This is a genomic window from Stenotrophomonas sp. TWI1151 (assembly GCF_039673135.1).
GTDB lineage: Bacteria > Pseudomonadota > Gammaproteobacteria > Xanthomonadales > Xanthomonadaceae > Stenotrophomonas.
The window spans coordinates 100,358-123,086 of record NZ_JBDJLA010000003.1 but is presented as its reverse complement, the minus strand read 5'-3'; the positions used below and the strand labels follow the sequence as shown (position 1 = coordinate 123,086).

Here is a 22,729-nt window from a genome sequence, read left to right as displayed (position 1 = left end):
CATGCATATCGATGCAAATCTTGTCGTGTTGTACGTTTTCAGCGTGGTCGTGATGATCGCCATGCCAGGCCCTGTTGCGGTGTTCGTGGCAGGCACCGGCATCGTCGGTGGACCGAAGCTGGCGCTTCGGGCGATTGCCGGCACCAACGCTGGCTCCCTCGTACTGATCGTGCTGTCGATGCTGGTCGTCCAAGGGCTGCTGTCTATCAATGAGACGGTGTTTACCTTGCTCAAAGGCGGCGGCGCCCTTTACATCGGCTATCTCGGCTACAAGATGCTGCACGATGCCGGAAGGGCGGCGGCCACGCCGGTGGCGACGCACGGGAGTTTCACAAAGGGCTTCGTGATGTCGATCTCGAACCCTAAAGACATCATCTTCTTCGCATCGTTCTTTCCGCAGTTCCTCGAGATCACGCCTCAGCCAACGGTGAGCCTGGGGCTGCTGACCGGACTGTGGATCGTGCTGGACTTCGCCACCCTGATGACGGTCTGCCTGTTGGTCCGGCGGTTGGTGAAACCAAACGTGCACCGGGGGATGCTGCGCGTCTCAGGCGTCTTGCTGATGCTGATTGCCCTGCTCGGCGTGGGGATGGCAGGGCGTGATCTCGTCAGCGCTGGGTTGCCCGCCACCATGGCGTTGCAAGAACCTTCGACTGCCCTATAGCGGCAGTGCTGCATGCGCCACTGAAATCAGAAAAAAGGCCCGGATCACTCCGGGCCTTTCGTCATACCAGCTTACGTCGCGATCAGCCGCCTTCCGGCGCGAAGGCAAGCGTGCGGCGCGTGGTGACCGGTGCACCGACCGGTTCGAACTTCCAGCGTTTGACGGCATTGAGTGCTTCGCGGTCGAACACGCGGGCCGGGGTGGCGCGCAGCACGCGGGCGGCGGTCACCGAGCCGTCGGTGCCGACGGTGAGTTCGACCAGGACTTCGCCGGAGGTGCCCGAACGCAGCGCGTCGGCCGGGTAGCGCGGGGCGGGCGTGCTGACCGGGCGCAGGCTTGGTGCGGCGGCGGCCTGGCGGGTCGCCGCAGCCTGCTGGGCGGCCGCCTGCTGCTGGCGCTGTTCGGCCTCGCGACGGGCGTTGGCCTGGCGCTCGGCATCCTGCGTATCACGGCGCGCGGCTTCCTGCTGGGCAGCAATCTGGCGCGCGGCCTCGGCTTCGGTGGTCTGCTGCTGCGCCAGGCGCTGTTGTTCCACCAGCTGCTTGGCGCGGGTCTCGGCGTCCTTCTTGACCTTGTCGGTCTCTTCCTGGGTGCGCTTGAGCGCAGTCTGCATGCTGCCGCTGATGCCCTGCTTCAGGCGGGGCAACGCCGGGGCGGTCGGGTCGACTTTCTCGATCAGCGCGACCAGGCGCTGGGTCTCAGCGAAGTCTTCGCGGCCCAGGTTCTGCTCGGCGGCAATCAGGGTGTACGGCAGCAGATCGGTCAACGCGCTCTTGACCGAGGCATCATCCGGGGTCTTGTCACGCAGCGCCAGGTAATACTCGATGGCGTTGTCGCCGGCCGGGGCGTACATGCGGTTCTCGCGCAGCGCCTTGCCGGCCAGCTCGCGCAGTTCTTCGGTGCCCAACGATTGGACCTTGGCTGACACCGCCGGTGCGGCCGGCGCAGCAGTGGGGGCTGCCGGTGCCGCAGGCGCGGCCGGTACGGTTTCGTCCTTGCCCGAGCAGGCGGACAGGGCCACCAGCAGGATCATCGGCGCGAACAGCCGCGCCGGGCCATGAGTCTTGACGTGCGACATCCAACTCCCCTTTGAAGACGACGATACGTAGGGCCTGATGCGGTCAGGCCGACCGAAGGCCATGGACGTTTCCCGACGTCCACGGCGGACCCGCAGGTGTGCAATCTAGCATCACCCCGCCCGGCCCGGGGGCCGGGCGGCCAGGGCAGGGGGCATCCTCACCGATGCCGCTGCTGCCGGGCAAGCCTCAGTGAGACAACGTCTTGCTCGGCGTCCCGTTCATCAGCTTGTCGGTGTAGGCGATACCGATCGCCGACAGGATGAAGGCGGCATGGATGATGGTCTGCCACATCACGCCGGTGGAGGTCATGGGCGAGCACTTGAAGGCTACGGCGGCCGTGGGCCCGGCGGCTGCGACAGCGGCCGAAACGGCCTGCAGGTACGCGTCGCTGTTGCACGATGGCAGCCCATCCAGATTGCCAGCTGCAATGAAGGTCTTCAGCAGGTGGATCGAGGAGATGCCGATGATCGACAGCGCCAGCTTCACCTTCAACACGCTCGCATTGACGTGGCTCAGCCACTCCGGCTGGTCGGGGTGGTTTTCCAGGCGCAGGCGCGATACGAAGGTCTCGTAGCCGCCCACGATGACCATCACCAGCAGGTTGGAGATCATCACCACGTCGATCAGGCCCAGCACCAGCAGCATGATCTGCTGCTCGCCCATCTCATTGGCCTCGTGCAGCAGGTGCCACAACTCCTTGCCGAACAGGAACACATAGACGCATTGCGCCAGGATCAGGCCCAGGTACAGCGGCAGCTGCAGCCAGCGCGAGGCGAAGATCAGGGAAGACAGGGGACTGATGGGGGTCTGGGTCGAGCTCATGCTGGAATGCTGCGTTGCGGGGACGGCGCAGCGTAACGGTCCGGCTTGACCCTGCCAAGCCGAATGACGGACTAGACTCGGTATTCCCAATCCGCGAGCCGTCGCCATGATCGACCTGTACTACTGGCCTACCCCGAATGGCCACAAAGTCACGCTGATGCTGGAGGAGACCGGCCTGGCGTACCGGATCCAGCCGGTGAACATCGGCGCCGGGGACCAGTTCACGCCCGACTTCCTGGCGATCTCACCCAACAACAAGATGCCGGCGCTGGTCGACCACCAGCCCACCGACGGCGGCGCGGCGCAGAGCGTGTTCGAGTCCGGCGCCATCCTGCTGTACCTGGCCGAAAAGACCGGCCGCTTCCTGCCGGCCGACAGCCGCGGCCGGGTGGCGGTGCTGGAATGGCTGTTCTGGCAGATGGCCGGCCTTGGCCCGATGAGCGGTCAGATGGGCCATTTCAACGTCTACGCGCCCGAAAAGATTCCCTATGCGATCGAGCGCTACAACAACGAAGTGCGCCGCCTGCACGGCGTGATGGACAAGCGCCTGGCGCAGAGTGCCTACCTCGGCGGCGATGACTACAGCATCGCCGACATGGCCAGCTACCCGTGGATCGGGGCCTACGACACGCTTCCGGTCGATTTCAGCGCCTTCCCGAACCTCAAGCGCTGGCATGACGCGATCGCTGCGCGCCCGGCCACCCAGCGGGCCTACGCCCTGCGCGAGAAGGTGAACCCACAGGCCGGCAAGCCGCTCAGCGACGAAGAGCGCAAGCACCTGTTCGGCCAGCGCTGACGCGGTGGTCGCTTGCCCGGTCGTGCCGGCCGCTGGCCGGCTCCCCGCAGCGGTGGGCGCGCCCGGACGCCCGCCATCCCCGGCACGACCGGAACGGTTTTGGTTAGGATGAAGCGTTCCCCGTGCCGTTTTCCTGGCCGGGGACTGCCCAGACGCTCCCGGAACCCTCCATGCGCCACCTGTTTGCTTCGCTCGCCCTGATGCTCGCCTCGACCTCGATCGCCCACGCTGAAAAACTGACCCTGAATGCCATCACCGGCCCGCTGCCGTTGTCCGGCCCGACCCTGATGAAACCCAAGGTGGCCCCGGATGGCTCGCAGGTCAGCTTCCTGCGCGGCAAGGATGCGGACCGCAACCAGCTGGACCTGTGGGCGTACGACATCGCCAGCGGCCAGACCCATCTGCTGGTGGATTCCAAGGTGGTGCTGCCCGGCACGGAAACCCTGAGCGACGCCGAGAAGGCCCGCCGCGAGCGCCAGCGCATCGCCGCGATGACCGGCATCGTTGATTACCAGTGGTCGCCGGATGCACGCACGTTGCTGTTCCCGCTCGGCGGCGAGCTGTACCTGTACGACCTGAGCAAGCAGGGCGAGGCCGCGGTGCGCCAGCTCACCCATGGAGAAGGCTTCGCTACCGATGCCAAGCTGTCGCCGAAGGGCGGCTTCGTCAGCTTCGTGCGTGCCCGCAACCTGTGGGTGATCGATCTGGCCAGTGGCGAGCAGATCCAGCTCACCCGCGATGGCAGCGACACGATCGGCAACGGCGTGGCCGAGTTCGTCGCCGATGAGGAAATGGACCGCCACACCGGCTACTGGTGGGCACCGGACGACTCGGCGATCGCCTTCGCCCGCATCGATGAATCGCCGGTGCCGGTGCAGAAGCGCTACGAGATGTATGCCGACCGCACCGAGATGATCGAACAGCGTTACCCGGCGGCCGGCGACCACAACGTCACCGTGAAGCTGGCCGTGATCGCGCCGCGTCAGAACGCCACGCCGACCTGGATCGACCTGGGCCGCACTCCCGACATCTACCTGGCCCGCGTCGATTGGCGTGATCCCCAGCGCCTGACGTTCCAGCGCCAGTCGCGCGACCAGAAGACGCTCGAACTGATCCAGACCGAGCTGGCCAGCGGCCAGCAGCGCACCCTGGTGACCGAAACCTCGCCGACCTGGGTGCCGCTGCACAACAGCCTGCGCTTCCTCAAGCAGGGCGGCTTCGTGTGGTCGTCCGAGCGCAGTGGTTTCGAGCACCTGTACCGCATCTCCGATGACGGCAGGACCGTCACCGCGCTGACCGCCGGCACCTGGCCGGTGGACGAACTGCTGGCCGTCGACGAAGACGCGGGCAAGGTGTATTTCCGCGCCGGCGTGGACAGCCCGCGCGAAAGCCAGCTGTACGCCGTGTCGCTGCAGGGTGGGGTGCCGCAGCGCCTCTCCCAGGCCCCGGGCATGCACACCGCCAGCTTCGCGCGCAACGCCAGCGTCTACGTGGACAGCTGGTCCAACACCACCACGCCGCCGCAGATCGCGCTGCACCGTGCCAACGGCGAGAAGATCGCGACCCTGGTCGAGAACAATCTGGAAGGCCCGGCGCATCCGTACGCGCGCTATCTCGATGCGCAGCGCCCGGTCGAGTTCGGCACCCTGACCGCCGCCGACGGCAAGACCGAGCTGCATTACAGCCTGATCAAGCCGACCGGTTTCGATCCGGCCAAGCGCTACCCGGTGGTCGTGTACGTCTATGGCGGCCCGGCCTCGCAGACGGTCACCAACAGCTGGCCCGGCCGTGGCGATCATCTGTTCAACCAGTACCTGGCCCAGCAGGGCTACGTGGTGTTCTCGCTGGACAACCGCGGCACCCCGCGTCGCGGTCGTGATTTCGGCGGCGCGCTGTACGGCGTGCAGGGCACGGTCGAAGTGGCCGACCAGCTGCGCGGCGTCGCCTGGCTGAAGCAGCAGGCGTGGGTGGACCCGGCGCGCATCGGCGTGCAGGGCTGGTCCAACGGCGGCTACATGACCCTGATGCTGCTGGCCAAGGCCTCCGACAGCTACGCCTGCGGCGTGGCCGGTGCACCGGTGACCGATTGGGGCCTGTACGACACCCACTACACCGAGCGCTACATGAACCTGCCGGGCAACAACCCGAAGGGCTATGAAGAAGCGCGCGTGCTGGCGCATATCGACGGCCTGCGCTCGCGGCTGCTGCTGATCCACGGCATGGCCGATGACAACGTGCTGTTCACCAACTCTACCGTGTTGATGAGCGCGTTGCAGAAGCGCGGCCAGCCGTTTGAACTGATGACCTATCCCGGTGCCAAGCACGGCCTGTCGGGCAGCAACGCGCTGCACCGCTACCGCCTGGCCGAGGACTTCCTGGGGCGCTGCCTGGCGCCCTGATCCCCCGTTCCTGCCACCGGCCTGACAAGGAGTTTGCCGATGACATTGCCGCCCGCACTTCCTGGTACCACCGTGCCCACCGGCTGGTGGCGACGCCACTGGCGCTGGGCCATGCCAGTGGCGGTGGTGGTCGGCATTGCGGCGGCAGCGGGGGCGGTGTGGTTCGCGCTGTCGCAGTGGGCGTACTGGAGCAAATCCAGCACGCCCTACCAGGAGGCCATGCGCCGCGCGCGCTGCAACATCGAGCTGGTCGAGGCCCTCGGTGAACCGTTGCGTGATGGCTACCTGCCGGCGGGATCGATGCATTCCAATGGGCAGAGCCAGTTCGTGATCGGGGTGAGCGGTCCACAAGGGAAGGGCCGCCTGTTCCTCAACGCCAAGCGTAGTGGCGAGCACTGGGACTACCCGATGCTGTATGTGGTCACCGATGCCAACGAGGCCATCGATCTGACCGCGCTGGATGATGCCGAGGCGGCCGAGCGCTGTGCGTTGGCTGAGTGCCGCGCCAAGGGCGAGTGTCCGCCGTCGCTCAGTCTTTGAGAGGCGAAGCTGACGTTGCTGCCTTCTGGATTCGCAATGACTGCTGTTTTCGTTGATACCGTGATGCCACGCTGGGTTCTGCGTACCCGCGGTCTCTAGTCTCGATGCACCTGCCCGTTTGGGCAATGCTGCGGGCGAGGTGGAGCGGTGGAACGAATCTTGAGTGGCTTGATGGCTGTGTTGTGTGGTTTGTTTTTAGCGCCGACAACCTTTGCGGCGCTACCGTTCATCGAGGTTCCCACTGGTGGGTGGGATCCCGGGCTGGAGGCGCGCAAGCACTATGCCGGCGGAATGTATGACTGGGTGCGCCGGGTCAAGGTAGATCGCACGGCACTGGCGTCCGATCGGATCCAGGTCGATCTGTTCGACGACGTGTTCATTATCGAGCGCACGCCCCTGATCGCCAGAGAGCCGGAAGATGTTCCTCTATATGTGGCGGATGTCAGCACGCATGATGTCCAGCGCTCGCCCACGTCGCGGCAACTGTGGGCAGGGACGATCATCGGCGTGCGGGGGCCTGGGGGAATGTCGAGCACTGTCGAAATCACCGAGCTGGGCAACGGCGACCTCATGTCCAGTTTTTCACGTGGCCATTTGCTGTATCAGCTGTTTGGGGATCTACTGGTACGCATCGATCTGCGCCGGGTTCCCAATGAAGCACCCACGGTGCGTGATCCCTATCCGGCGGACCCGCTCATCCTGGATAAGGCTGCTTCCCCATCAACCGCGGTATCGACGATACGCGTGGCTTTTGGGTACGGAAATGGTGCGCTTGTCAACGGTAGGGAGCAGGTTTTCAGAATGATGGAGGGAGCGGTCGAACACGCAACTGCTGGCTTCCTCGCTAGCGGTATTCGGGTTGAACTACAGCGGGCTGGAAATGCGCTGCCCGGCTACGCTGAATCCAGCGTGGTACAGACGCTGGATGACCTTGTTCTGGGCTCTAACGGCCCGCTCTGGCTGGTGCATAGGATGAGGCATCTCGAAAAGGCGGATTTGATGCTGATGATCATCGACACGAAAGATCCGGAATCCGTCTGCGGTCAAGCACAACGGCTTCTGGCAACGAAGGAAACGGCATTTGCGGTGGTTGAACGTCGCTGCCTTCCTAATGAGATCAACAGCCTCGCCCATGAAATCGGCCACCTCTTGGGCGCCGACCATGATCCTGCACACGCGTCCATCAGCCCTCCAAAATTCCAATACGGGCATGGCTATCAATCACCATTGAATACACCTGACCGGTGGAGGACAGTGATGGCTTACGATTGCAGTGATCGTGCATGCGGACGGGTCAACCGCTGGTCATCTCCGCGGGTGAGCCACAACGGATTGCCGGCTGGAACGGCGCGTCTGCATGACAACGTCCGCGTGTTGAATGAGACACGAGCCACAATAGCTGCATTCTATCCAGACCCGTGAGCAGACTGACCCGGGCCGGGAGGTTAACAATCAAGCCATGACCTCCGGCCAATTGCCCCCGACCCGCCAAGTGCGTAGGGTCGCAGGCATCCTGCCCTGGAGTTCCTGCATGAAGCCGCTTGTCCTTGCTGTTGCGTTGGCCCTGTCCGTTCCCGCCGCGCTGTCGGCCCCGCCGGCGTTGGCCGCCCCGGCTGCCGCCAAGCCCGCCGCTTCGCCCGCATGGGTCACCCGCAGCAACCAGCTGGCGCAGATCCTGCTGGATGCGCAGGGCCCGTTCCAGCCGGAAGAGACCGGCTTCTTCGGCGTGCCGGGCTATGACGACAAGGTGGCCGACTTCGGCCCCGACAACGGTGCCCGCTACCGCGCGGCGATGGCCAAGGCGCGCAGTGAACTGCAGGCCAAGCTTGCCACCGAGCGCGATCCCAACGTCCGCCAGGACCTGGCGATCATGATCGCCGCCGCCAACCAGAACATCGAAGGCAGCGAACTCAACGAGAAGTACCTGCTGCCGTGGAGCGACACCCCGCAGACCGTGTTCAGCGGCCTCAACCTGCTGCTGTCCGATCAGGTGCCGGCCGAGCGCCGGGCCAAGGCGCTGGATCGCCTGAAGGCCTACGCCGGGCTTGCCCCGGGCACGCAGCCGGTGACCACGCTGTCGCGCCAGCGCTATGAAGAACGCCTGGGCGACAAGACCCTGCTGCAGCCGACGAAGATCGAAGTCGAGCAGTCGCTGGCCAACGTGGACACCTACATCACCGGCATCGAACAGCTGTTCGGCAAGTACAAGGTGGCCGGCGCCGCGCAGGCGCTGCAGACCATCGCCAGCCAGCTGCGCGAGTACCGTGATTGGACCCGCCGTGAAGTGCTGCCCAAGGCCCGCACCGATGCGCGTCTGCCCGAGCCGCTGTATGCCTACCAGCTCAAGCGCGTGGGCATCGACATCGCCCCGGCGCTGCTGATGCAGCGGGCCCAGCTGGAATTCATGGAAACCCGCTCGGCGATGCGCCAGCTGGCGCCGCTGGTGGTGCAGGCCAAGGGCCTGAAGGTCACCGACAGCACCGATCCGGTGGCGGTGGTGCGTGCGCTCAAGGGCGACAAGATTCCCGACGATCAGCTCGAGCACCACTACCGCGGCGTGATCGATGCGATCGACCCGATCATCCGCAAGGAAAGGATCGTCGATGTGCCGCAGCGTCCGATGCAGATGCGCCTGGGCTCGGCCGCCGAAAGCGCCGCCTCGCCGGCACCGCATTTCCTGCCGGCGCCGCTGGTCGGCAATACCGGGCAGCAGGGCACCTTCGTGTTGCCGCTGGGCAACCCGGCCGCCGGCGACAAGGCCGCGCAGTACGACGATTTCAACTTCGGCTCGGCCGCCTGGACGCTGAGCGCGCATGAAGGCCGCCCGGGCCACGAACTGCAGTTCACCGCGATGGTCGAGCGCGGCATCTCGCTGGCCCGCACGATGTTCGCCTTCAATTCGGTCAACGTGGAAGGCTGGGCGCTGTATGCCGAAGCGGAGATGGTGCCGTACGAGCCGCTGGACGGTCAGCTGATCGCGCTGCAGTTCCGCCTGCTGCGGGCCGCGCGCGCGATGCTGGACCCGATGCTCAACCTGGGTCAGATCGACCGGGCCAACGCCGAGCGCGTGCTGATCGATGAGGTTGGCCTGTCCAAGGCGATGGCCACGCAGGAGCTGGACCGCTACATGGTGCGCATGCCCGGCCAGGCCGGCAGCTACTTCTACGGCTACACCCGGATTCTTGAGCTGCGCATGCAGACCGAGCTGGCGCTGGGCGATCGCTTCGACCGGCTGGCGTTCAACAACTTCCTGCTCGACCAGGGTCTGCTGCCGCCGGACCAGCTGGCCAAGGCCGTCAATGACGTGTTCGTGCCGAAGTACAAAAGCGCGGCCAAGCGCTGACGCGTTTGCGGTAGGCACCGACCGTTGGTCGGTGCGCTATCCCAGCAGCCACGACCAACGGTCGTGGCCTACCGCGGCCTTCGTTACCGCTGCGGCGTGATCGTCTGCGTCGGCAGACGCGGCGCCGGCGGCGGATTCGGTACCCAGATCGCCACACCGGCCGCGCGCTTCTGCGTGGTCGGGATGCCGATGCCCACACCACCGCCCACGTGCGAGCCGTAGCTGCCCGCACCGACGGACATGCCGACTGGCGAGCCGCTGGAACCCACGCCCATCAGGATCACGCCGTTGGCCCCGAGGGCGGCGGCCTCACGCTTGAGCCGCATGACCGCGGCATCGGTCTGGCCCTGCGTGCCGAAACCCACCGCGCTGGCCGATTCGAGCTGGGCGATTTCCTGCGACCCGGCCGGCGGAGTGGAGTAGATCTGCACCGTGGCCGGATCGACCGGCGCACGCGCCTGGCCGAGCATGACCTTGGAGGTACTGGCGCAGCCGGCGCTGAGCAGCGCCAGGCCCAGCAATGCAGCGCATCGGATGTTCATGGCGTTACCCCTGTGTGTGATGGCTGGGATGATCGGCGCTGGCGACTGAATCGGTCCCAACCCCTGCCAGCGCACCCTAGCACCGGCCCGGTGAGGCCCCCGCCAACGGCGTCTCGCTGCCGCTTGCGCCTGCGCCGGGAACCGCTATGGTGGGCCACGCATTCACCTCAAGGAGCCGGGCATGGGATTGATCAGTCTGTTGTGGGGCATCGTCGCGCTGCTCTGGATGATTGTGGCCCTGATCCCGCTGCTGGGGTGGGGCAACTGGTTCCTGATCCCGTTCGCGGCGGTGGGCGCGGTCATCGCCGCGATCGGCATCCTGTTCACCCACGCCAGCAAGCGCGGCCGGGCCTGGACCGGGCTGGTGCTCAACGGCATCGTGGTGGTGGTGGGCATCGTCCGGCTGGGGCTGGGTGGCGGCATCATCTGAGCGGCCCGTGCGCGGCCCGGGTGCGACCGACCGTCGCAGCTCACGGCCGCCCGGTACCATCGGCGTAGAATGACCGGCTGCCGCATCCGGCTCTGCCGGCGGTCCACGCCCGTCCGGGCGCTCTCCCTGCACCGATGATCATTCGTCCTCGTCCCCACGGCTGGCAACTGCTCTACATCCTGCGCGGCTCCATCGTTCCGGCGGTGGCCCCGAAGGTGGTGGCGATCCTGCTGCTGTCGATCGCGGTGGCTGCCCTGGCCGAGCTGTGGCACCCGCCGGGCATCGAGCGCGTCTCGGTGGCACCGTTCACGCTGCTGGGCCTGGTGCTGTCGATCTTCCTGAGCTTCCGCAACAACGCCTGCTTCGAGCGCTGGTGGGAAGGCCGCAAGCTGTGGGGCCAGCTGATCTATGAATCCCGCAGCCTGGCCCGCCTGTGCCAGGCGCTGCTGGTCGACGATCCTGCGCTGCGCGACCGCGTGTGCCGGCTGTGCATCGGCTTCGCGCATGCGTTGGCCGCCCGCCTGCGTGGCCGCGACATGGCGCTGGCGGCGCTGCCGTGGGTGCCCGAGGCCGATCGCGCGCGGTTCGGCCAGCGCCTCAACGCGCCCGACCAGCTGCTGGCGATGATCGCCGCCGATCTCGCCCAGGCGCTGCGCGCCGGCCAGCTTGATCCGTTCCTGTACACCCAGTTCGAAACGCGCCTGCATGCACTGTCCAGCATCCAGGCCGGTTGCGAGCGCATCCTGACCACGCCGCTGCCGTTCGCCTACACGCTGCTGCTGCACCGCTGCGCATGGCTGTTCTGCGTGCTGCTGCCCTTCGGCCTGGCCAGCTCGCTGGGCTGGGCCACTCCCGTGGTCTCGGCCGTGCTCGCCTATGCGTTCTTCGGCCTGGACCAGCTCGGCGAGGAGATGGAAGAACCCTTCGGGCTGGAATCCAACGACCTGCCGCTGGATGCCATGGTGCGCATCATCGAGATCGACCTGCTCGACAGCCTGGGCGTCCAGCCGCTGCCCGAGCCGCTGCAACCGCGGCACTACCTGCTGCAGTAGGTCCTGCCCTCCTTCCTGCATTCCGTTCCGGAGTTCCTCATGGCACACCCCGACTACCGCCCCCGCCGCATGCGTCACGACGAGTTCTCGCGCCGTCTGATGCGCGAGAACACGCTGACCACCGACGACCTGATCTATCCGGTGTTCGTGCACGAGCTGGCCGGCCGCGCGCCGGTGGCCTCGATGCCGGGCGTGGAACGGCTGTCGATCGACGAGCTGCTGAAAGTGGCGGAAGAAGCGCTGGAGCTGGGCATTCCGGTGATCGACCTGTTCCCGGTGATCGATCCGGCCGGCAAGTCGCTCGATGCCGCGGCGGCATGGGACGAGAACGGCCTGGCACAGCGCGCCATCCGCGCATTGAAGTCGCGCTTCCCCGAGCTGGGCGTGATGACCGATGTCGCGCTGGATCCGTACACCACGCACGGCCAGGACGGCATCATCGATGACAAGGGCTATGTGCTCAACGACATTACCGTGGAGGCGCTGGTCAAGCAGTCGCTGTCGCATGCCGAAGCGGGCGTGGACATCATTTCGCCCTCGGACATGATGGACGGCCGCATCGGTGCGATCCGCCGTGCGCTCGATGCCGCCGGCCACGTCAATGTGCGGATCATGGCCTACTCGGCCAAGTACGCCTCGGCGTTCTACGGCCCGTTCCGCGATGCGGTCGGCAGCTCCACCGGCCTCGGCAAGGCGGACAAGAAGACCTACCAGATGGACCCGGCCAACGGCGACGAGGCCATGCGTGAGATCGCGCTGGATCTGGAAGAAGGGGCGGACATGGTGATGGTCAAGCCGGGCATGCCCTACCTGGACCTGGTGCGCCGGGTGAAGCAGCAGTTCGGCGTGCCGACCTTCGCCTATCAGGTCAGTGGCGAGTACGCGATGATGAAGGCGGCCTTCGCCAATGGCTGGCTGGACGAGCGGGCGTGCGTGATGGAGTCGCTGATCGGCTTCAAGCGTGCCGGCGCCGATGGCGTGCTGACCTATTTCGCCCCGCAGGTGGCGCGTTGGCTGCGCGAACGCTGACAATACGCGCCCACCCCGATACAGGACGACGATGATGCAGACGATGGGATGGCTACAGTGGGTGACCTGGACGGCTGGCGTGCTGGCCTTTGCCGTGGTCATCGGGCTGGTGATCCGTGGCGTGCGCCGCGCCGCGCGGCAGGCACCGGAGCAACCCTCCGCCGCGGCCCGCATCGCCCGTGAGGCGCAGCTGTCGCCCGCCTTGCAGGCACAGCTGGCCGCGTTGAACCAGCGCAAGGATCACGGCGAGATCAGCGAAGCGCAGTACGAGCAGCTGCGCGCGGAGCTGCTGCAGGGCCATTGACCCTGGGCGGCGCCGCCTCCACGGGTAGAGCGACGCCAAGCGTCGCTGCCCTTCGGCCCCGCAACATCAACCGCAGCCCGGACCCTGCGGCGCTGACGGCGCCTTGATCCGGTACAGATCCAGCCCGCCGGCACGCGGTGCGCGTGCCATGCCAGCCAGGACCATCTCCGACGGCTTCGACGCGTCCACCACCGGCGCACCGGTCTGGCCGTCGGCGGTATTGAAGGACAGCATCAGCGGCACCGCCGCCTGGCGGTGATCGCAGCTCGCCAGCAGGACCTGCGAATGCCCGTCGCTCGCGCGGGTGAACGCCAGTGCGCCGTCATTGTCCAGCCACGCCGCCCCAAGTTCGGCGGCGGCCGTGTTGAGCGGGGCCGGCAGGGCCTGCGCGGTACCGAATCCCTCGCCCTGCACGGGCGCCAGATACAGATCGAAGCCGCCCTGGGTCTGCCTGCCATTGCGTGAGAACAGCAGCGTGCGCCCATCCGGACGCAGCGCGGGCGCCCGTTCGTCGTCGCGCGTGTTGAGCGCCGGCAGGGCCTGCACGGCCTCGATGGTGCCGTCGGCGGTCACCGGGGCACGGTACAGATCGAAGCCGCCTTTTCCGCCGCTGCGGTTGGAGGCGAAGTACAGCCAGCGGCCATCGTGGCTGAAGTACGGGTCGCGCTCGTCATTGGCGCTGTTGAGCGCGAGCGGGGCAGGGTCCTGCCAGCGCCCCTCGCGCAGCACCGCCTGCCACAGGTCCCAGCCCCCCTTTCCGCCGGGTCGGTCGCTGGCCCAGACGATGCGCTGGCCATCCGCTGCGATCGTGGCCTGCGCCTCGTTGGCCTTGGTGGAGACCACGCCCATGCCCTCGATGCCGAATTCGGAAAGCGCCATCGCGGCGGGTGTGCAGAGTAAACTGGCGCTCAGCGCGAGCAGAGACAATGGAATGCGCATCATCGCGTCCGTTGGGGTTTGCGTTCCATTCTAGGCCCGGAGCAGGAAACCCATGACCGACCGTTACGCCGTATTCGGCCAGCCCATCGCGCATTCGCAGTCGCCGCACATCCATGCCACGTTCGGCCGGCAGGAAGGCCTGGCGCTGGACTACCGTGCGATCGAGGCATCGCCGGGCGAGTTCCTGGCGGCCCTGGAGGCCTTTGCCGCCGAGGGTGGCGTGGGCGCCAACATCACCGCGCCGCACAAGGAAGCCGCCTTCGCGCTGTGCACCACGCTGACCTCGCGCGCGCGCCGCGCCGGTGCGGTCAACACGCTGCTGCGCAAGGGCGATCGCTGGCATGGCGATACCACCGATGGTATCGGCCTGGTCCGGGATCTCACCGACCGTCACGGCCTGGACCTGCGTGGCCGCCGCACCCTGTTGATCGGCGCGGGCGGCTCGGCCCGCAGCGTGGCCCCGGCCCTGCTGGATGCCGGCATCCTGGAGCTGGTGGTGGTCAACCGCACCCCCGAGCGCGCCGACGCGCTGATCGATGCGATGGGTGAGCCGGGTCGCGCCATCACCCGCTACTGGGAAGACATCCGCGAGCTGGGCGATTTCGAGCTGATCATCAATGCCACCTCGGCCGGCCGCGACCGCGCCGCGGAGTTCAAGCTGCCGCTGTCGCTGGTCAACAGCATGACCACCGCGGTCGACCTCAACTACGGCGAGGCCGCGATTGCCTTCACTGCGTGGGCGCGCTCGGCCAGCTGCCGCAACATCGTTGATGGCCTGGGCATGCTGGTCGAACAGGCGGCGGAGAGCTTCCTGCAGTGGCACGCCGTGCGCCCGCAGACCGATGCGGTCTACACCGAGCTGCGGACCCAACTGGCCCCGCTGGCCGGCGAGGACTGAGCCGGTGGACATGGATCTGCTGATCTCGATGCTGACCATGGTGGGCGTGCGCCTGCCGGTACTGATCGCGCTGGCGATCGCGGTGGTCTGGGTGGTGGATACCCCGCGCGGCGCGATCCGCAGCGTGGCCTTGGCTGCGCTGGGCGTGATGGCGCTGACCACCCTGGCCGGCCTGGTGCTGAACCTGGTGCCGATGTGGATGGTGCAGCAGGGCAACTACGAGAATCTGCAGCTGATGTCCAAGCTGCTCGGTGCCGGCCACTTCGCGCTCAATCTGTTCGAGGCGCTCGCGCTGGTGCTGCTGGTCTGGGCGATGACCCGCGCGCTGCGCGGCCGCGCCGTTCCCCCCACTGCGCCGCTGCCGCCACGCTGAGCGGGTGCAGCCACCTGTCGCGGCCCACAGTATTGGCGTGGGCCGCGTCACGGATATGAACCGGCGCGGAAAATGGCGCCGGTCACGGCCCCCGGGTCGTGAGAAAATGGGGGCCGTGATCCAGTCAGGCAGTCCCCCGGCGTGACCGAAAAAGTTGAAGCTCCCCGCGCCCTGAACGACGAGCTCAAGGCCGGCATCCGCGATGCCTACGCCAAGCTGCAGGCCAATACGCCCGGCTTCAGCACCCGGCGTTCGCAGAGCCAGATGATCGGCGTGGTGTCGCGTGCGCTCTCGCACAGCGGCGGCGTCGGCGTGGTCGAAGCACCCACCGGCGTCGGCAAGTCGCTGGGCTACCTGACCGCCGGCGTGCCGATCGCACTGGCGACCAAGAAGAAACTGGTGATCAGCACCGGCACCGTGGCGCTGCAGTCGCAGCTGGTCGAGCGCGACATCCCCAATTTCCTCAAGGCCACCGGCATCGAAGCCACCGTGGCGCTGGCCAAGGGCCGCACCCGTTACCTGTGCACCCGCAACGCGGCCGAAGCGCATGGCGATGGCGCGCAGGAAGGCATGTTCGACGACGAACAGCCGTTGTTCGACCGGCCGTTGGCGCCGATCGAGATGGACCTGGCGCAGTCGCTGAGCAAGGCCTTCCTGGAAGGCCGCTGGAACGGTGACCTGGACAACGCGCCGGAAACGATCAGCAACACCCTGCGCTCGCGCATCACCACGCCGGCCTCCGGCTGCGCCGGGCGCAAGTGCGCCTACTCGGCGCAGTGCGCGGTGCTGCGCTCGCGCAACACCGTGCGCGAGGCGCAGATCGTGGTGACCAATCACGCGCTGCTGTTGTCGGCGCTGTCGATCGGCGAGAGCGACAACGGCCAGCCGCTGATCGCGCCGCCCTCGGACATGCTGCTGGTGCTTGATGAAGGGCATCACATCGGCAACGTCGCCATCGACCAGGGCGCGGCCAGCCTCGCGCTGGACGAAATGGCCAAGCGCACCGGCCGCCTGCAGGTGCTGATCGCCGCGTCCTACCGCGCGGTGGACAAGGACAAGCTGGGCAACCTGCTGCCCAACGAGGCCATCGAAGCCGCCGCCAAGGTCAGCAAGCAGCTCAAGGCCTTCCGCGATGTGATCGACCGCAGCTGGCGGCCGGATCCTTCCGCACAGGAGCCGATGTGGCGCGCTCCGAATGGCCGCTTGCCGGACATCTGGATGCCGGAGATCGAGGCCATCGCCGACGACACCCGCGCGCTGTTCAACTGGGCGCACGCCGCGCTGACGCAGGTGGCCAAAGGCAAGCCCGAGGATGCCGCGCGCGAGCGTCTGCAGCGCAACCTCGGCATGGCGCTGGAGATGATCGAGCAGCAGCACAACCTGTGGACCGGCTGGCGTCGCGAGGACAAGGAGGGCCAGCCGCCGACCGCGCGCTGGATCACCCTCTCGCGCGATGGCGATCTGATTCTGCATGGCTCACCGGTCTCGGCCGCGAACGTGCTGCGCAAGCTGCTCTGGGACGAAGTGGACTCGGTGGTGATGACCTCGGCCACGCTCACCGGCGGTGGCGATTTCCAGGCGCTGGCGATCGACAACGGCATTCCGGCCGAGGCCGAGATGGTCTCGCTGGCCTCGCCGTTCGATCTGCCGAACCAAGCGCAGCTGATCGTGCCGGCATTCCCGGTCACCCCGGATGACAAGGAAGGTCACCCCAAGGAAATCGCGAAGTACCTGGTCAAGGAGCTGGACTGGGGCAAGGGCAGCATCGTGCTGTTCACCTCGCGCTGGAAAATGGAAAAGGTGGCCGAGCTGATGCCGGCCGCGCAGCGCAAGCAGGTGCTGGTGCAGGGCGAAACGGCCAAGCAGAAGATGATCGACGAGCACCTGCGGCGCACCTCGGCCGGGGAGGGCTCGGTGCTGTTCGGGCTCAATTCCTTCGGCGAGGGCCTCGATCTGCCCGGCGAAGCCTGCACCACGGTGGTGATCACCCAGGTGCCGTTCGCGGTGCCGACCGATCCGCAGACCTCCACCCTGAGCGAGTGGTTCGAAAGCCGCGGCCTGAATGCCTTCAACCTGATCGCGATCCCGCATGCGCTGCGCACGCTGACCCAGTTCTCCGGCCGGTTGATCCGCACCTCCACCGATACCGGCCGCGTGATCATCCTCGACTCGCGGCTGCTGACCCGCCGCTATGGCAAGCGCATCATCGATTCACTGCCGCCGTTCAAGCGGGTGATCGGGTAGGGATGCATCAGACAGCCACGTGGCCGTGGCGTTCACAACGGTAGAGCCACGCCATGCGTGGCTGCTCTCCGATCAGAACGGGGTAGAGCCACGCCATGCGTGGCTGCTCTCCGATGAGAACGCGCCGCAGCCTGAAACTGCACGCATCCACGCATGGCGTGGGCCTACTCTTCCAGCTTCGCCAAGTCCCGCACCGCACCCTTGTCGGCACTGGTGGCCAGCAACGCATAGGCCTTCAGCGCGCCGGTGACCTTGCGCGGGCGCGCCTCGCGCGGCTTCCAGCCCAGTGCATCCTGCTCGGCGCGGCGTGCGGCCAGCGTGGCGTCATCCAGCAGCAGATCGATGCGCCGTGCGGGGATGTCGATGCGGATGCGATCGCCGTTTCGGACGAGGCCAATGGTGCCGCCCGAGGCCGCTTCCGGCGAGGCATGCCCGATCGACAGGCCCGAGGTGCCGCCGGAGAAACGGCCGTCGGTGAGCAGCGCGCAGTGCTTGCCCAGCCCCTTGGATTTCAGATAACTGGTCGGGTACAGCATCTCCTGCATGCCCGGGCCACCGCGCGGGCCTTCGTAGCGGATCACCACCACGTCGCCGGCCACCACGTCATCGGCGAGGATGCCGGCCACGGCGGCGTCCTGGCTCTCGAACACGCGCGCGTTGCCTTCGAACACGTGGATGGATTCGTCGACGCCGGCGGTCTTCACCACGCAGCCATCGACGGCCAGATTGCCGCGCAGCACCGCCAGCCCGCCTTCGGCCGAATAGGCATGCGCGACGGCGCGGATGCAGCCTTCGGCACGGTCCACGTCCAGCGTCGGCCAGCGCGTGGCCTGGCTGAAGGCGACCTGGGTCGGGATGCCGGCGGGGCCGGCACGGAAGAAATCGTGCACCTTTTCATCGGTGCTCACCGCGACATCCCAGCGTGCGATCGCCTCGGCCAGGGTGCGGCTGTGCACGGTCGGCACGTCGGTATGCAGCAGGCCACCGCGCGCGAGTTCGCCGAGGATGCCGAACACACCGCCAGCGCGATGCACATCCTCCATGTGGTACTTCGGCGTGTTCGGGGCGACCTTGCACAGCTGCGGCACACGGCGCGAGAGTTCGTCGATGGCATGCAGGTCGAAGTCCACCTCCGCTTCCTGCGCCGCGGCGAGCAGATGCAGGATGGTGTTGGTGGAGCCGCCCATGGCGATATCCAGCGTCATCGCGTTCTCGAACGCTTCGCGGGTGGCGATGCCGCGTGGCAATGCACCCACGTCTTCGCCGCCGTACCAGCGGTGGCACAGTTCCACGACCACGCGGCCGGCGCGGCGGAACAGCTGCTCGCGGTCGGCGTGGGTGGCCAGCGTGGAGCCGTTGCCGGGCAGCGACAGCCCCAGCGCTTCGGTCAGGCAGTTCATCGAGTTGGCGGTGAACATGCCCGAGCACGAGCCGCAGGTCGGGCACGCGCTGCGCTCGTACTCGGCCACCTTCTCGTCGCTGGCGCTTTCATCGGCGGCGATCACCATCGCATCCACCAGATCCAGCTTGTGCTCGGACAAGCGCGTCTTGCCCGCTTCCATCGGCCCACCGGAGACGAACACCACCGGGATGTTCAACCGCAGCGCGGCCATCAGCATGCCGGGGGTGATCTTGTCGCAGTTGGAAATGCACACCAGCGCATCGGCGCAATGCGCGTTGACCATGTACTCCACCGAGTCGGCGATGATCTCGCGGCTGGGCAGCGAATACAGCATGCCGTCGTGGCCCATCGCGATGCCGTCATCCACCGCGATCGTATTGAACTCCTTGGCCACGCCGCCGACCTGCTCGATCTCGCGCGCCACCAGTTGCCCCAGGTCCTTGAGGTGCACGTGGCCGGGCACGAACTGGGTGAACGAGTTGGCGATGGCGATGATCGGCTTGTGGAAGTCGCCATCGGTCATGCCGGTGGCGCGCCACAGGGCGCGGGCGCCGGCCATGTTGCGGCCGGCGGTGGAGGTGCGGGAGCGGTATTCAGGCATGGTGGCTGGCAGGATCTGGCGGGCCGTGGGGGCGCGTTTCACCTCGATTCTGCCGAAAAATTCCGGTTGCGTTTGCAACCGTTGCCACCGGTGTTTTCCGGGCAAAACCTGAAACCGCGTTCAGCTGGGCGACTTTGCCGGTTTTGGTTGTTCGCCCCGATCAGGCATGATTGGGGAGATAACCGTACTAGGGGGCATGACGCCATGAAACGTTCCAGGACCACTGCGCTGCTGCTGATGAGCGCCGCGCCGCTGCTGTTCACCGCCTGCCAGAAGAACGAGGCCGTGCAGGTGCAGGAAGGGCTCTACACCTCGGTGCAGGCCTGTACCGAAGCCACCGGCGATCCGTCCAGCTGCCGCACTGCCTTCGCCGAGGCGCAGAAGCAGTCGGCCGATGCCGCCCCCAAGTACGCCACGCGTGAAGCCTGCGAGGCCGAATACAACGCCGAGCAGTGCGTGGAACAGAAGACCTCCACCGGCCATTCGTTCATCGGCCCGATGATGATGGGCTTCTTCATGTCGCAGATGCTGAGCAACCGTGGCGGCGCAGGCCTGGCCCAGCAGCCGGCCGCGAGCCCGGCCTACCAGGACAAGGCCAAGGGCTGGGCACGCCCGGGTCCGTCGACCGGTGGCATGAACACCGCCAGCGGCATCGGCGCCGGCAAGGCCGGCCTGGCCCCGGTCAATGCCACCCCGAACCGGGCGGTCACCGCCAGCCGCGGTGGCTTCGGCAACACCAGCAGCAACCGCAGCAGCGTCGGCGGCTGATCGATGCAGCGCGTGCGTATCGCCGAGCGCAGCCAATGGCGCGCCCGGGCCGAAGAGTCGGGTTTCCGTTTCCACACCAGCGATGGCCTGCCGTACTGGGATGAAACCGCGTACTACGCCTTCACCCTGCGCCAGATCGAACAGGACATCGAAGATCCCAGCGCCGAGCTGCATGCGATGGCGATGGACCTGGTGGACGAGGTGGTGGGCAGCCAGCAGCTGATGGACCAGCTGGCGATCCCGCCGCCGTTCCGCGACTGGATCGCTGACAGCTGGCGTCGCCGCGAGCCGCACCTGTATGGGCGGCTGGATTTTGCCTACGACGGCACCGGCCCGGCCAAACTCTACGAGCTGAATTACGACACGCCCACCTCGCTGTTTGAAGCCTCGTTCTTCCAGTGGCAGTGGCTGGAGGACCAGCGCAACCAGAACCGGCTGCCGCCGGATGCCGATCAGTTCAACGCGATCCATGAGGCGCTGGTCGAACGCTTCGGCGAACTGGCCGCGCAGCTGCCGCCGCCGCTGTATTTCAGCGCGGTGGGTGCGTCGGACGAAGACCAGGGCACGGTCGCCTACCTGCGCGACTGCGCGGCCCAGGCCGGCCTGCGCGGCGAAGCGATCGCGATCGAGGATATCGGCCTGTCCGAGGACGGGCGCTTCACTGCGCTCGACGACACCGTGATCGGCAGCCTGTTCAAGCTGTACCCGCTGGAAGACCTGATGACCGAGTCGTTCGGCCAGGCGCTGCCCGCCTCGGGCGTGCAGCTGCTGGAACCGGCGTGGAAGGCGATCCTCAGCAACAAGGGCGTGCTGCCGCTGCTGTGGCAGCGTCACCGTGGCCACCCGAACCTGCTCGCCGCCGAGTTCGACGATGGCAGCGAGCTGCCGCGTGGCTGGGTGCGCAAGCCGCTGTTTTCACGCGAGGGCGCCAATGTGGCCATGCACCTGGCCGATGGCAGCTGGCAGGAAAGCGAAGGCCCGTACACCGGCCCGGCGATCCGCCAGGCCGCGCATCCGCTCACCGCGTTCGATGGCGGCTATCCGCTGATCGGCAGCTGGGTGGTGGGTGACCACGCCTGTGGCATGGGCATCCGCGAAGACAACAGCCGGATCACCCGCGACAGCGCCCGCTTCGTACCGCACGCGATCATCGACGAAGCGCCGACGCGCATCTATCTCTGAGCGTTACAGCAACCCATCCCGCTTGACCGCCAGGTAGCGTTCCACCAGCGCGCCGGGCAGTGCTTCGGCGGTGACATCCAGCACCATCACCCGGTGGCTGCGCAGCGCGTCATGTGCGTCGCTGCGCTGCTGCAGGTAACGCGCGATCGCGCCGGCCTGGGTGGCGTCCTGCAGGGTTTCCACCGGCTGGGACAGCGCATCATCCAGCGCGCGTTCGCGCAGGCTGGCCACGCACACCAGGTGCTGGCGTTGCAGCAGGCGCACTGCGGCGAGCAGGTCTTCGATGTCCTCGTCACGCACGTTGGTGACCAGCATCACCAGCGAGCGCCGGCGCTGACGCAGCGACAACTCGGTGGCAGCGGCGAGGTAATCGGTGGCCACCGGCTGCGCCTGCAGATCGTAGCTGGCGCGCAGCAGGGTATCGATGGTGCCCATGCCGCGTCTGGGCGCGACCCAGCGGCTGTCGCCCCCGGCCGCAAACAGGCCCACACCGTCGCCCTGGCGCAGCGCGAGGTAGGACACCACCAGCGCCGCGTTGAGCACATGATCGAAGTGCGACAGGCCACCTTCGCTGGCCATCATGCGCCGGCCGGTGTCGATCATCAGCACCAGCTGCTGGTTCTTCTCGTCCTGGTATTCGCGGGAGATCAGCTTGCGCGCCCGCGCGGTCGCCTTCCAGTCGATCTGGCGCAGGCTGTCGCCGACGCGGTACTCGCGCATCTGGTGGAAGTCGGTGCCTTCGCCGCGGCGGCGCTTGAGGTGCGCGCCGACCAGGCGCGAGGCCTGTTCGGCACTGAACAATGCGAAGCGCGTCAGCGGGGCGAAGTTCGGGTACACGCGCACCGCCAGCGCCGGCGGCAGTTGCCGCCGTTGATGCCACAGCCGCCACGCGCTGTGCATGCGCAGGTGCACGCCCTCGAAGACGAAACGGCCACGCGCGGTCGGGGTCAGCCGGTACGCCACGCTGCTGGCGACCATCGGTTTGAGCGCCAGCGACCGCGGCAGGCCCTGCAGGCTCCAGCCGCCGGGCACCAGATCGAAGACGTCCACGCGCTGGTGGCGGCTCGATTCCAGCCGCAGCGTCGCCTCGCGTTCAACGTTCAGTGCCAGCGACTCCGGCAGCTCGCGGTGCACACTCGGCGAGGGCTGGCGGCGCAGGCGCAGCAGGTCCACCAGCGCAATCAGCGCCACGCCGCCACCGATCGCCCACCAGACCGCCTGCGGCCAGGCGCCGAGCACCACCGGCACGCCGAGCAGGCCCCAGCCGGCCAGCAATGCCAGCAGCAGCGCGCCCGGCCTCATGCCGATCGCTCGCGATGGAG

At 67.2% G+C, this 22,729-nt stretch carries 21 protein-coding genes; 15 read left to right on the top strand and 6 right to left on the bottom strand.

The features are described from left to right. Position 1: 1 nt before the first annotated feature. A complete protein-coding gene (locus tag ABE422_RS06375) occupies positions 2-664 on the top strand; it encodes a LysE family translocator (RefSeq protein ID WP_346482684.1) in 663 nt (220 codons plus the stop codon). Positions 665-746: 82 nt separating this feature from the next. Here the strand turns inward: ABE422_RS06375 and ABE422_RS06370 are convergent, their stop codons facing one another. Beyond that, complete coding sequence (locus ABE422_RS06370) at positions 747-1,742, bottom strand: energy transducer TonB (RefSeq protein ID WP_313209428.1); 996 nt, start codon at positions 1,740-1,742, stop codon at positions 747-749. A gap of 187 nt (positions 1,743-1,929) precedes the next feature. Further along, complete coding sequence (locus tag ABE422_RS06365; RefSeq protein ID WP_346482683.1) at positions 1,930-2,565, bottom strand: TIGR00645 family protein; 636 nt, start codon at positions 2,563-2,565, stop codon at positions 1,930-1,932. Between the two features lie 106 nt (positions 2,566-2,671). Between ABE422_RS06365 and ABE422_RS06360 the strand changes: the two genes are divergently transcribed. From ABE422_RS06360 to ABE422_RS06340, 5 genes are all read left to right on the top strand, one after another. Next, positions 2,672-3,361, top strand: coding sequence for a glutathione binding-like protein (locus tag ABE422_RS06360; RefSeq protein WP_346482682.1), 690 nt, complete (start codon positions 2,672-2,674; stop codon positions 3,359-3,361). 170 nt (positions 3,362-3,531) lie between these two features. Then, positions 3,532-5,760, top strand: coding sequence for a S9 family peptidase (locus ABE422_RS06355; RefSeq protein WP_346482681.1), 2,229 nt, complete (start codon positions 3,532-3,534; stop codon positions 5,758-5,760). 39 nt (positions 5,761-5,799) lie between these two features. Next, positions 5,800-6,300, top strand: a complete 501-nt coding sequence (locus ABE422_RS06350) for a cytochrome c oxidase assembly factor Coa1 family protein (protein WP_346472288.1) — start codon at positions 5,800-5,802, stop codon at positions 6,298-6,300. 159 nt (positions 6,301-6,459) lie between these two features. Then, complete coding sequence (locus ABE422_RS06345) at positions 6,460-7,722, top strand: M12 family metallo-peptidase (RefSeq protein ID WP_346482680.1); 1,263 nt, start codon at positions 6,460-6,462, stop codon at positions 7,720-7,722. A 109-nt stretch (positions 7,723-7,831) separates the two neighbouring features. Continuing rightward, complete coding sequence (locus ABE422_RS06340; protein ID WP_346482679.1) at positions 7,832-9,643, top strand: DUF885 domain-containing protein; 1,812 nt, start codon at positions 7,832-7,834, stop codon at positions 9,641-9,643. A gap of 83 nt (positions 9,644-9,726) precedes the next feature. On the opposite strand, the gene ABE422_RS06335 is transcribed toward ABE422_RS06340, so the two are convergent. Then, entirely contained in the window at positions 9,727-10,185 is a 459-nt protein-coding gene (locus ABE422_RS06335) for a hypothetical protein (protein WP_019185443.1), read from the bottom strand. Positions 10,186-10,366: 181 nt separating this feature from the next. Here ABE422_RS06335 and ABE422_RS06330 point away from each other — a divergent pair, with 181 nt between their 5' ends. The 4 genes from ABE422_RS06330 (at position 10,367) to ABE422_RS06315 (ending at position 13,000) form a co-directional block, all read left to right on the top strand. Next, complete coding sequence (locus ABE422_RS06330; RefSeq protein WP_019185442.1) at positions 10,367-10,615, top strand: hypothetical protein; 249 nt, start codon at positions 10,367-10,369, stop codon at positions 10,613-10,615. 134 nt (positions 10,616-10,749) lie between these two features. Beyond that, a complete protein-coding gene (locus tag ABE422_RS06325; protein ID WP_313219351.1) occupies positions 10,750-11,667 on the top strand; it encodes a bestrophin family ion channel in 918 nt (305 codons plus the stop codon). Between the two features lie 39 nt (positions 11,668-11,706). Beyond that, a complete protein-coding gene (hemB, locus tag ABE422_RS06320) occupies positions 11,707-12,696 on the top strand; it encodes a porphobilinogen synthase (RefSeq protein WP_313209399.1) in 990 nt (329 codons plus the stop codon). A gap of 34 nt (positions 12,697-12,730) precedes the next feature. Continuing rightward, complete coding sequence (locus ABE422_RS06315; RefSeq protein ID WP_284128632.1) at positions 12,731-13,000, top strand: SHOCT domain-containing protein; 270 nt, start codon at positions 12,731-12,733, stop codon at positions 12,998-13,000. Between the two features lie 66 nt (positions 13,001-13,066). On the opposite strand, the gene ABE422_RS06310 is transcribed toward ABE422_RS06315, so the two are convergent. Further along, positions 13,067-13,939 carry a TolB-like protein gene (locus ABE422_RS06310; RefSeq protein WP_346482678.1) on the bottom strand — a complete coding sequence of 291 codons (873 nt, stop codon included), beginning with the start codon at positions 13,937-13,939 and terminating at the stop codon, positions 13,067-13,069. A gap of 52 nt (positions 13,940-13,991) precedes the next feature. Between ABE422_RS06310 and aroE the strand changes: the two genes are divergently transcribed. From aroE to dinG, 3 genes are all read left to right on the top strand, one after another. Then, entirely contained in the window at positions 13,992-14,837 is an 846-nt protein-coding gene (gene aroE / locus ABE422_RS06305) for a shikimate dehydrogenase (RefSeq protein WP_152152162.1), read from the top strand. 10 nt (positions 14,838-14,847) lie between these two features. Continuing rightward, positions 14,848-15,210, top strand: coding sequence for a hypothetical protein (locus ABE422_RS06300; RefSeq protein ID WP_313219354.1), 363 nt, complete (start codon positions 14,848-14,850; stop codon positions 15,208-15,210). A 141-nt stretch (positions 15,211-15,351) separates the two neighbouring features. Next, the gene (gene dinG, locus ABE422_RS06295) at positions 15,352-17,454 is read left to right on the top strand and encodes an ATP-dependent DNA helicase DinG (protein ID WP_313219356.1); all 2,103 of its coding nucleotides are present in this window, start codon (positions 15,352-15,354) and stop codon (positions 17,452-17,454) included. 164 nt (positions 17,455-17,618) lie between these two features. Here dinG and ilvD read toward each other — a convergent pair whose 3' ends face one another. Beyond that, positions 17,619-19,457, bottom strand: a complete 1,839-nt coding sequence (gene ilvD, locus ABE422_RS06290) for a dihydroxy-acid dehydratase (protein WP_313209533.1) — start codon at positions 19,455-19,457, stop codon at positions 17,619-17,621. 204 nt (positions 19,458-19,661) lie between these two features. Between ilvD and ABE422_RS06285 the strand changes: the two genes are divergently transcribed. Continuing rightward, a complete protein-coding gene (locus tag ABE422_RS06285; RefSeq protein WP_259262015.1) occupies positions 19,662-20,225 on the top strand; it encodes a DUF1190 domain-containing protein in 564 nt (187 codons plus the stop codon). A 3-nt stretch (positions 20,226-20,228) separates the two neighbouring features. Then, the gene (locus ABE422_RS06280; protein WP_346482677.1) at positions 20,229-21,407 is read left to right on the top strand and encodes a glutathionylspermidine synthase family protein; all 1,179 of its coding nucleotides are present in this window, start codon (positions 20,229-20,231) and stop codon (positions 21,405-21,407) included. Positions 21,408-21,410: 3 nt separating this feature from the next. Here the strand turns inward: ABE422_RS06280 and ABE422_RS06275 are convergent, their stop codons facing one another. Beyond that, entirely contained in the window at positions 21,411-22,709 is a 1,299-nt protein-coding gene (locus ABE422_RS06275) for a DUF58 domain-containing protein (RefSeq protein WP_346482676.1), read from the bottom strand. Positions 22,710-22,729 lie beyond the last annotated feature (20 nt).